Genomic DNA, 9,524 nt, shown 5'->3' on the forward strand with positions numbered 1-9,524 from the left:
GCCTAAAGATCGACCTCGATCACCCCTCCCTGCTGCGCGGCACGCGACTGACACAAGATCACCGTATCGGCACGCTGCGCCTTTGAGAGTACAAAATCGCGGTGCTCAACCTCACCGGCGATCAGCCCGCATTTGCACACGCCACATAGGCCATCCGAACATTTCACATCCAGATGCACGCCATTCTCGGCCAGAACATCCGTGGCGCTGCGATCTGCGGCAACGATGAGGTCACGGCCTGTGCGTGCAAGGCGCAGGGTGAAGGCATGGTTGACATATTCCGGCACTTCAGGGACCGAAAAATACTCAAGATGCAGCGCCTCGTCAGGCAGATCCGCCTGACGCGCGGCCTCCATAACCGCGCTCATATAGGCCTCTGCCCCGCAGGTATAAACATGGGTGCCAGCGGGTACCCCTGCCATGATGCGGCCCATGTCGGCGCGGGTGCCCTCATCGCTGATGTGCAGTTGGAGCTGTGAGGCCCAGTCGAACCCCGCGATGTCATCAAGAAACCCCATCGTGGCGCGGCTGCGGCCGGAATAATGCAAGGCAAAGCTGCGCCCTTGGGCGTGCAGCTCATGCGCCATGGCAAGCATTGGCGTGATGCCGATACCGCCCCCCATCAGCAGCGTATGCCGCGCATCCGGATCAAGCGGGAAATGGTTTATCGGCTTGGAGATAAACACCCGCCGCCCCTGCTCAAATATCCGGTGCATCAGTTTCGAGCCACCGCGCCCTGCATCTTCGCGCAGAACCGCGATCTGATAGCTGCGCCGGTTCGCAGGATTTCCCGACATGGAGTATTGCCGCAAGAACTCAGGTGCCACGACGATATCCAAATGTGCCCCCGCCTGCCACACGGGCAGGTCGCTGCCATCCACGGCAGTGAATTCGTATTTTGTGACACCCTCGGCCATAGCTTCGACCTTGCTGACTTGCGCCGCGATCACAGGGCTGTCGCCCTCTGCGGTGTAGACATGGGCCACGCTGTCCACGGTGCCTGCCGCAACATGGGCTCGGTAGGTGTCTGCGCTGACCATGTTCTCATAAGCTGCGATACCCGCCTCACGGTCCATGGCTGCGGGATACGGGTGGGGCGGCGGGGCCAACGGCGCAGGATAGACGGCCAGCGTCTGATCCTCATATTTCAGGTCCAGATCCTTTTGCAGCGCGCGGGCGTTCACCGGCGCTTTGGCAGGCCCATAGCCCCCCTCATCCTCCAGCTCCAGATCCCACCACCATTTCTTGACCGGATTGAGACTGCCCTTGCCCAAAGCATCATCGAGCTTGGCCAAGGCCGGAGCGGCCGCAGGGATATTCATTGCGGCCCACCGGAACGGTGCCTCGGCAAAGAGCCCCTCAAGATTCCATGGGCAGGTTTTCATGCAACGCCCACACATCGCCCCACCCTCTGTGGTCAGACGGTAGGTGGCGCATTTCTGACTGTCCGACTTCCAGATCTCATAGCCATTGAACATCAGCTTGGGCCCAGCGGTGATCGCCCCCGAGGGGCATTCGCGGGCGCATTTATTGCAGCTTTCGCAGAATTTCTGCAGGCCAAAGTCGATAGGTTTGTCGTGGGTCATGGGCAGATCAGTGGTGATGACACCCGACTTCAACCGCGGGCCAAGGAAAGGGTTAAGGATCACCTCCCCGATGCGGCTGACTTCACCCAGCCCTGCCAGCAGCAACAGGGGCGGCTGCAAGACCTCGCCATCCATCACCGTATGCGCCTTGGCGCTATAGCCCAGATTGCGGATCTGTTGGGCCAGCACGCCACCCAGCAACGAGAACCGCAAATAGGCGCGCATGGATTGGGCTACGCTGATCCAGTCATCTCCGCTGGCCCCTTCCATCGTCTCAAAGCCTTGGTCGATGATAATGCTGATAGCCTGATCATGGGGCGGCGTGATCACATCGCCCCGCGCGTCATGGCTGTACCATGTCCACTCGGGACAGGCGGAAATCCCCACCGCGTCACAGCCAAGCCAATAAGCTGTGGCCTTGACCAGCTCTGCGGCCTCATCGGGGGCCAGTTCCGTCTGTTGGGGGGCGACTGCGCCGTCTTGCAACAGCATAAAGGCCCCCAAGGCGCGGCGCTGGGCCATGGAAGGGGCTGCTTTGCGCACGTAATGCCCTGCGGTTGAGGCCTTTTGCACGGTTTTACCCATATCGCCGAATTGCGCGCGGGCAAACAGATCGGCGCGTTTGGGCACCCGCGCCACCCGTGCTGCATCAATATAGGTGGTGGGGCTCTCTACCCGTTTGAGCGTCTCGAAAGGATGCGCCCCATCAACAAAGCGGCGTTTGGCAAAGGGCACCGCATTGGCCGCATTGCGCGGCTGCGCCCCGCCGATACGCCAGCGCAGGCCAAAGGCCGAGGCGGGCTGTTTGGTGGCAAGGGGCCGGTCCACGGCGACTTCGAAGTCGGTGGTTATCGCCGCCAAGCCAAAGCGGGTACCGATATAGGGATGGTGCAGCGCGCCGCCCTGCACAGTGGCCAGCCCCGCGGCCACGGCGAGGCGGTTCAGATCCACATCAGCCTGTGCCACCGTATGCGCGCGTGCATTGAACCCCAGCAGGCGAATATACTCGGCCAGCACCGCCGCCGTCTCGGAGGCCAGCAACCCTGCACGCTGGCTGTTTGCCTGTGCTAACCATGCAGTGCCTGCCTCATCCGCGTCCGGATCGCGGGGGTTTTCATACATCAGCACAATGGCGTGGCTGTGCCCCTCCAACGCGGCAGGCGGGGCCGATACGGCCTCACGTAGATCAGCCATAGTGCTATCAATACCCGCCGCCAGCGATTTGCTCTGGCGCGCGTGCAGCATATCGGACAGGCGCGCCAGCGCCGGATTGCGCAGCGGGGTCTCGAGCATGGCAGCCTGCGGCAAGAGACACATCCCCACCACTGCCGCATCAGAGAAATAGCCAAAGGCCTTAAGGTGTTGCGCCCGCTCAAGCGGATCATCGGGACAGGCTGCTTGCGCAGGATTGGTGCGCCCGTTTCCGATCGCATCCAGCATCGCCTGATAATCGCCCATCGCATTGACGATGCTACGAGGGTCTTGTGCTTGTTCGAAGGAGACCTGCCCATGCAGGGGCACAGCCGCAAGCTCTGGCATCACCGAAGCGCGCTCCAACAGCTCACAAGGATATGGCCCCAGATGCACAGGTCTGTTCTTGCTGGAAAATAGTTTCATTGCATTGCTCCCTCCCCCGCGCCTCGCAAGACTGGACGCGATTGAGCAAAACAACCACCCTAAAACGCCTGATCTTCCAGCCCATCAAGAAAAATTGCACTGCGCAGATGCCGCCGGCTCTGGCGCTCGCATCGCACAGCCGTCACATTGTCCGCAACTACAGGAGAGCAAACAAATGGCAATCAGCACCGCGATTATCGGCTTGGGCATCATGGGGCGTCGCATGCTTGAACATATGCTACTGCATCCAGAATATAACGTCACCGGATTTTGGGACCCTGATCCTGCAGCCTGCGATACCGCCCATGCGATGGCCCCGCATGTGCCCCTCAGCCCCGATGCCCATAGCGCGATCGCCTCAGCCGATCTGGTTTATCTGGCCTGTCCACCAGTGCCACGCAAAGCCTATGCGCTTGCCGCTGCCTCAACGGGTAAAGCGGTGTTCCTGGAAAAGCCACTTGGCGTTGATATAGCCGAAAGCCGTACCATGGTAGAGGCGTTGAAACAGGCCGCCGTCCCGGCAGCTGTGAACTTTACCCAAGCGGCCGGGGATGCCTTGACCGATGTGCAGGCCGCCGCGCGAGCCGGTGAGCTTGGCCAGCTTGTTGGCGCAGACATCATCCTGACCTATGCCCAATGGCCACGTCTGTGGCAGCAAGAGGCCGACTGGCTCCGCTTTGCCGCTGAGGGCGGAATGACCCGCGAGGTCGTCTCGCATTTTGTCTTCTTCGCCGAACGGGTTTTGGGGCCGCTGACCCTTGATTGGGCGGTAAGCGATACACCTGATGGCACTGACCTGTGCGAAACCCAGGTCGCTGCCCGGCTAAGCACCGGCACCGGCCAGCACGTCGCCATCATGGGCAGCGTTGGCGGTGCCCAGCCCGACCGCCAAGAGCTCACCATCAAAGGCAGCAAGGCCAGCCGCCGCATATCGGATTTCTACCGCGATGCAGTCTCTTCGGGTGAGGCATTCCAGGCCTTAGGTCAGGAAGCCCTCGATCCGCGCGCCGAAAGCTTGCGCGCCCAGCTGGATGATCTTGCTCTGCTCGTGGCCGGAAAACCCAACCGCCTGGCCACCCTCGACGAAGCCCTGCGCGTCCAAATCCTGATCGAAGGAATACTTGCCGGCAAGCCAAAGGCCTAAACCCCTGATACCCCAAGCGACGCACCGGAATGATAGACAAACCACATGTCCGCGCGTTAGGCAAAACCACCCTAGAGCGAGCATGCCATGACCCCGACCTACCCAAGCCCGAACCCCCGCCACCGGCGCGCCGATCTGGTCGTTCATCTCGTAGGCTTGGCGTTGATTATCCTCGCGACCGCTCTGCTGTTGGGCAATGGTATCACCACCCTGCAACCGGCGCTTTGCGCAGCACTGGCGGTCTATGTGCTGGCGGCACTTGCCTCCAACCTCGCGTCATGCGCTTACCACTTCTCTCCCTTACACGCCCGGCGCGTATTGCTACGACGCATTGATCATGCAGCAATCTACCCCAGCATTTCAGGTAGTTTCACGCCGTTCTTTGTGGATGCCGCAACACCATGGACGCTCACATTACTGGGATTGTGTTGGGGGCTAACGGTGTTGGCCATCTGGAACAAAATAACCAATGAGACGATCAAATCACGCTGGTCCACAGCGTCATATCTGGGCCTCGGCGCGATCGGCCTAAGCGCCCTGCCCGATTTGGACAATGTTCCCATTGCCACCTTGTGGTGGATTTTGGCCGGCGCTGGATGCTACGTAATCGGCACCGTATTTTATGCCCGTAAAACAATGCCCTATCGCTATGCAATCTGGCACAGCTTCGTAAACCTGGGCGGGCTGGCAATGTTTGTGGGCATCTGGCTTACCGTATTCTAGCCTCTCTGTCATAACATCTGCTTTCTGCCCCCGGCAAACTGCATCCCTCCCCCTGCTCGAGCCCTCGTGGTGCAAAAGATTTCATGAGGCACAATAATCCGCGAATAACTGCTTGCCCTCCAACCTGCCCCCCGCTAAACGGGTCAACGGAGACGTGGCCGAGTGGTCGAAGGCGCTCCCCTGCTAAGGGAGTAGGCCCGGAAGGGTCTCGAGGGTTCGAATCCCTTCGTCTCCGCCACCCACCTAATATCATTACAATTCAATGACTTAGGGGGCGGCATTGACCATTATTGACCGCCGTTATTGACCAACATGTATAGCTCTCAGCGTTTAGTGCAGGTGGGGCAAAACCATTATAGGGAATTTAACGCCATCAACTTCCTGCAAACCATCACGATTGAGATCATAGAGGCCCAACTCCAATCGATTGTGGAGGTCCAAGATCTCATTGAATACCTGAGGTGTTAGGTGCTTCTCTTCGCGGACGTGATGCTTCTTCTTCGCAGACGGGTATTTCCCCCAATATGGAACGAGCTCACTAAGTAGATTTAGAATATTTTCTTCTCTCTCCGAGATAGTGATGCTGGCCATCAACTTAGCCCACGCACAAAGATCATGACCTGTTGAAATGTCAGGAGCCATCTTCCCGCCCGATATTCTGGCTGGAACCTCGGAAATCAATATCCCCTTAATCATGTTCTCAATAGCAAAGCCTATCAGTAAAAAGACCGTCCGCGAGTATCTCGGCTTAGAATAGACCTCATCAGGCAGAACAAAACCCACTTGCTCGATGCCCTTTTGCCTCCAAAGGAACTCAGCGGCATCTCTCAATTCCATTGATTGATCATACCAATGTTCGGGAAGTGCTTGTTTAACAAAGGCTATATTACTCTTATCAGTCACCATTAAATCCTGCCGCATAAGTCTGTGATAAAAAAAACTGATAGCACCTTAACACATAGGAGTGATCAAAATATAAGTCAGATCACTTGACCTATACGAAAAGTATTATTCAGCAAGCCTTTCAATCGTTCTCTTAACCTGTGATGCCTGCCATTCACCACCTCTTGCCGTGTTCACGCCAGCCTTATTCAACTCGGCTGCAATCTCTCTAAGGCTCTTTCCAGCCTCCCTGAGCGGTTCAATGATGCCCTGCACCTTCAATGCCCGTTCCTTGGCGTTTGCCTGTACCGCTGCATTCCGCTTCATGGTCTTGTCACGCATACCGCCCAGCTTAACCCCACGGGCCTTTGCCTCTTTCAACGCGGCCTTGGTCCGCAGGGAGATGAACTCTCTCTCTTGCTCGGCCAATGCTGCATAGATGTGCAACTGGAACTTGTCAGCGTGTGGCATGGAGGCCACGCGAAGGTTCAGCTTTCGATCATCCATAAGGGCAGCGATGAAGGATACCTTGCGGGAAAGCCTGTCTAGCTTGGCGACAAGCAACTCAGCTCCCTGTGAACGGGCCATATGGAGGGCCTTGGTCAACTCTGGTCTGCTGTCCTCTGTCGCCGTGGCAACTTCTAAGAACTCACCAATGATCTTGTAGGGCTGGTCACTGTACCCTTCCAGATAAAGCCGAATGTCCCTGTCTTGTGCCTCCAAGCCCAAGCCTGACTTGCCTTGCTCAGTGGTCGATACACGACGATAAATCACATACTGTTTCATGCCTATCTCCTTGCTTGGGCAGCGAGATAATCAGAGATGTTGCAAATGTCAATGTTCGTTGTGAGCGTTACAGATGGGTAGATAGACCTCCCCCTCGCATCCGTTCACATGCCCTTCAGGCTCCCTGACGCTTTGCGCTGGGCTGGAGAGGTTTGGTTGTGCGAGGGAGGAAGGAGCCCCCCACGGGGGATTTTGCGCGGCTCTATATACTATCTCAGGTACACAGATTTTTTTAGCAATTTTATCTGGGTTTTTCAAACGCACCTCAAGGGCACCTTCACGCGGTCTGTAGGGTCACCTTTTAATCTTATCGAAGGTTCCACCGTTCACCATCGAAGTGAAATGGGCACAGCCTTCCTGCGTCAAGTACGTCTGTCCAAAGCCTGCGGGTGTATCCTTGCGGACAAACAAGGTGCCCACATGGGCTGCATAAGGGATGTTGTTGGTCCCTTGGCGGTTATAGAGATAGCCCATATCGCGCAATGCTGCGGTGAACTTGTTGGGTTTCAATCCTGCCTGCTTGGCATACTCGCTCAGACCAATGGTATCCTTGCGTTCCCATCGGGTGTCGTAATCGGCCACCTTGGGGGCTTGTTCGGCCAGCTTCGCTTCAGCTTCAGCCAATTTCCGTTCCTTCGCTTCGATCAGCAAGTCCTTCAGACGGTCAAGGTAATCAGGGGCGTTGGGGTCGAGGCGTTCCTCGCCTGCAACGTAAGAGCCTGTCTGACGAATTGCTGGCAGGACTGTGGAAGTGACCCACTTGCGGAATGCCTTGGCTTCAGGCTTGCGGCTTTGGAAGATGAGAGCGTAGAGGCCACTCTCGGAGATGATGTTCAGGGCCTGCTTTCCGCCGAGGGTGTAACCAGTAGTTACATCCTTTTCATCGTCATCCAGCGCGGCGACAGCTTTGCGGGAATTGGTAAGGCCCAGAATGTCGCATACGTCTTTCGCAACAAACCAAGGTTCACCGTTAAGGTTCACCACGCGGACTTGTGCGGTGTGGAAGTCAAAGTTCTGGGTTTCAGCAATGATGTTTGTGATTGCATTCATGATTGTATCTTTCGGATTGAGGTTTTGGTTAGTCGGTCGAGCAATCGACACGAATGAACAGTGCCCGATCACGGCCCGAAAGACCTGTGACCAGCAGGATGCCGCTCTCAGGCACTGCTCATTGATGTCGATGTGTTTGGGGAATTGGTCAAAAGGTGAAGGCACCCAATGTTTCCACTGGATGCCCTCTTCTTGTCTTGGTTAGGGCACTACCCGCCAACCATTCCTTGATCTCTATTCTTGTTCGCCCTGCTCAGCTTCAGGCTCTGGGTTCTGCACGTTGTTCCAGAAGAGGTTTGCGCGGGTTGCCTCACGGGTCCGTGCAGCTTTCTCTTCGGCTTCCTGTGCGGCCAATGCCTTGGCCTTCGCAGTTGCTGCCGCATACTCTGCCTGTTCGGCACGGTAGGCTGCATGTTTGGCTTGCTCCGTGGCAGCTACTGCGGCGCAATGGGGTCTGCCAAAGGTTGTGACACCTGTGGACTGGTTCGCTGAGACGCGGGCAGGAGGCGTTTCTGCCTGCTTGTCAAAATCCTGCTCGGTCATCGACGCGACACCTTCACCAGCCCCTGAGACACTGCATCAGACCACTTCACAACGCCTCGACCGGGGATGTTAATTGCAATCTCACCGCCTTCAAAGATTGGCTCAATGCCTGCATCTAGAAGAGCCTGAGGGAAGTCAGGCAAGCGCCATGCGGCGGCGGCTGCATCAGTATCGAGAGCCGTCCAAGCGGCGCTTTCAGCCTGTGCTGCGAGGTTCTGGAATGCAGAGGGGCTGCCTGTCCTCATCATCTCCGAAACAGCCTTTGCAAACCCTGCACGGTCTTGGTTGTAGAGGTCTTCGAGCTCACCTTCATCCATACCTGTGGCGGCTGTCATCTTGGCTACGTAAGCATCGCGGACATCTTCCAGACCATGGGCATTCATTCCACCTTCAAGTTGAAGGTAGTCGAGGGTCTTTTCTGAGAATTGACCTTCCATCAGGTCAGCTTCAATGCTGTTGATGGTAGCTGGAGAGACGCGGGGCAGAACTTCGTTGGTGAATGTATCTGCTGCGCTCTCAGGGGCAGCTTCAGGTGCTTGTTGCTGGTAGCCCTGCAGGGCACCTTGAGAGGCGCTGTACGGGGCATTCTGGAGCTGCGTGGGGGCCATATTCGCGGGGTCTTGGATAAGACCATCACGCACAGCCTGAGCCACCTTCACATGCATCCCAGCGATCTCCACCATGTCATGTGGACGAGGACCACTAGCGGGAACTCGGGAGCCTGTCTCCGTTGAGAAGACCAAGCCTGTCGCTCCGTCTGCCTGTGGTGCGTTAGTGTATTCAATGCCTCGGCTCTGCGTCATGCCGTGGCCTGTTGTCACCTCCAGAGAACCACCACCTATTGTGGCAGTGAAGCCCATACAGCTGGATGATGGGGCAAGGTTAGATGTTGATTGTGCTGCGTCTGAGACGCCGTGGCGATATTCCATGAGGTTGTCCTTTATCGGGGTTTTAGGGGGTGTGTGCATTGCACTCTGAAGGAGATGCTGAAGGGCTATCGCTCTGGGAAGCAGTACAACCCGATATTGTCTAAATGTGGGAAACCAGAGAAGGTGAGCTACCCCCCGAAATTCGGACACTGACGTAAGCTGCGATTTGTAGTCTGCTGATCTTCAACACGAAGGAGATCAGGAATGTCGAAACGGAAGCAACATCATCCAGAATTCAAGGCCAAGGTGGCGTTGGAAGCGCTG

At 57.0% G+C, this 9,524-nt stretch carries 8 protein-coding genes and 1 tRNA gene; 3 read left to right on the forward strand and 6 right to left on the reverse strand.

Annotated elements, in window-relative coordinates:
• Positions 1-2: 2 nt before the first annotated feature.
• Positions 3-3,203, reverse strand: a complete 3,201-nt coding sequence (locus ABJM03_RS12105; protein WP_348417821.1) for a reductive dehalogenase — start codon at positions 3,201-3,203, stop codon at positions 3-5.
• Positions 3,204-3,378: 175 nt separating this feature from the next.
• On the opposite strand from ABJM03_RS12105, the gene ABJM03_RS12110 reads away from it, so the two are divergent.
• From ABJM03_RS12110 to ABJM03_RS12120, 3 genes are all read left to right on the forward strand, one after another.
• Positions 3,379-4,347: a Gfo/Idh/MocA family oxidoreductase gene (locus ABJM03_RS12110; protein ID WP_348417823.1), complete on the forward strand. Its 969-nt coding sequence runs from the start codon at positions 3,379-3,381 to the stop codon at positions 4,345-4,347.
• 87 nt (positions 4,348-4,434) lie between these two features.
• Positions 4,435-5,070 carry a hemolysin III family protein gene (locus tag ABJM03_RS12115; RefSeq protein ID WP_348417825.1) on the forward strand — a complete coding sequence of 212 codons (636 nt, stop codon included), beginning with the start codon at positions 4,435-4,437 and terminating at the stop codon, positions 5,068-5,070.
• 148 nt (positions 5,071-5,218) lie between these two features.
• A tRNA-Ser gene (locus tag ABJM03_RS12120) sits at positions 5,219-5,308 on the forward strand.
• A 92-nt stretch (positions 5,309-5,400) separates the two neighbouring features.
• On the opposite strand, the gene ABJM03_RS12125 is transcribed toward ABJM03_RS12120, so the two are convergent.
• The 5 genes from ABJM03_RS12125 to ABJM03_RS12145 all read right to left on the reverse strand — a co-directional run bounded on the left by ABJM03_RS12125 (position 5,401) and on the right by ABJM03_RS12145 (position 8,972).
• Positions 5,401-5,973, reverse strand: coding sequence for a hypothetical protein (locus tag ABJM03_RS12125; protein ID WP_348417827.1), 573 nt, complete (start codon positions 5,971-5,973; stop codon positions 5,401-5,403).
• 105 nt (positions 5,974-6,078) lie between these two features.
• The gene (locus ABJM03_RS12130; protein ID WP_348417829.1) at positions 6,079-6,738 is read right to left on the reverse strand and encodes a recombinase family protein; all 660 of its coding nucleotides are present in this window, start codon (positions 6,736-6,738) and stop codon (positions 6,079-6,081) included.
• 294 nt (positions 6,739-7,032) lie between these two features.
• Positions 7,033-7,788: a BRO family protein gene (locus ABJM03_RS12135; protein ID WP_348417830.1), complete on the reverse strand. Its 756-nt coding sequence runs from the start codon at positions 7,786-7,788 to the stop codon at positions 7,033-7,035.
• 234 nt (positions 7,789-8,022) lie between these two features.
• The gene (locus ABJM03_RS12140; RefSeq protein ID WP_348417831.1) at positions 8,023-8,331 is read right to left on the reverse strand and encodes a hypothetical protein; all 309 of its coding nucleotides are present in this window, start codon (positions 8,329-8,331) and stop codon (positions 8,023-8,025) included.
• Positions 8,328-8,972 carry a hypothetical protein gene (locus ABJM03_RS12145; protein ID WP_348417833.1) on the reverse strand — a complete coding sequence of 215 codons (645 nt, stop codon included), beginning with the start codon at positions 8,970-8,972 and terminating at the stop codon, positions 8,328-8,330. Before ABJM03_RS12145 ends, ABJM03_RS12140 begins: the two co-directional genes overlap by 4 nt.
• Between the last annotated feature and the right edge of the window lie 552 nt (positions 8,973-9,524).

The sequence above is a fragment of the Sulfitobacter sp. genome (assembly GCF_039977885.1).
In the GTDB taxonomy this organism is placed as follows: Bacteria; Pseudomonadota; Alphaproteobacteria; order Rhodobacterales; family Rhodobacteraceae; genus Sulfitobacter.